Raw genomic sequence first — 870 nt, forward strand, 5'->3', positions numbered from 1 at the left:
GCGTGGACGTCGCGTGCGCGTTCAGGTGCCCGATCCGTTCCGGCGCCACGCCGGTGGGCGACGCCAGCGAACTCGCCGCCATCAAGACCATCTTCGGCGCGGGCCGCGGTCCCGCCGTCTCGGCCACGAAGTCCGCGACCGGCCATTTGCTCGGCGCGGCCGGCGGCGTGGAAGCCATCTTCACCGTGCTCGCGCTGCGCGACCAGGTGGCGCCGCCGACCCTCAACTTCGAGCAGCCGGATGCGGCGGCGGAAGGCGTCGACATCGTTGCGGGCGCGGCGCGCAAGATCGCGACGGAGTATGCGATCTCGAACGGGTTCGGGTTCGGCGGCGTCAACGCGAGCCTGCTGTTCCGGCGGCGCTAGTCGTCGTCCCTGCGAAGGCAGGAACCCAATTCCGCTTGCGTGACCACGCCGGCAAACTTGCATTCTCGCCTCCGCGGGAATGACGTTTTTGGGCTGCAGGACTAACGTTTGCGCGCCCTGTCCGTCAGCACGAGCGCGATCCCGCCCAGGATCGCCACGACGGCCACCAGCAGCCGCGTCGTGAATGCTTCATCGAGCCACAACGTGCCGCCGACGGCCGCGATCACGGGCACGGACAGTTGCACGCTCGCGGCCTGCAGTGCCGACAGCCCGCGCAGCGCCGCATACCAGATCACGTAGCCGAGCCCCGACGTGAGCGCACCGGATGCGATCGCGAGCAGCACGCCGGCCGCATCCGCCTGCGCGCGTGCCGCGCACATCAGGCCAAGCGCCAACGCCAGCGGCGTGGCGCGCAGGAAGTTCGATGCCGTGGCCGCGTTCTCGTTCGCCTATCTCACCTTGCCGGCAGGGACCGGCGCGCTGATCCTGTTCGGCGCCGTCCAGC

At 70.2% G+C, this 870-nt stretch carries 2 pseudogenes; one reads left to right on the forward strand and one right to left on the reverse strand.

Annotation, left to right across the window (positions count from 1 at the left end):
* Positions 1-365: pseudogene (locus ACEN88_RS32955) on the forward strand (hypothetical protein); the annotation flags it as partial.
* 101 nt (positions 366-466) lie between these two features.
* On the opposite strand, the pseudogene ACEN88_RS32960 reads toward ACEN88_RS32955, so the two are convergent.
* Positions 467-802 (reverse strand): annotated as a pseudogene (locus ACEN88_RS32960) (EamA family transporter); the annotation flags it as partial.
* Positions 803-870 lie beyond the last annotated feature (68 nt).

The organism is Massilia sp. CT11-108, assembly GCF_047302915.1.
Classification (GTDB): Bacteria; Pseudomonadota; Gammaproteobacteria; order Burkholderiales; family Burkholderiaceae_D; genus Telluria; species Telluria orientalis.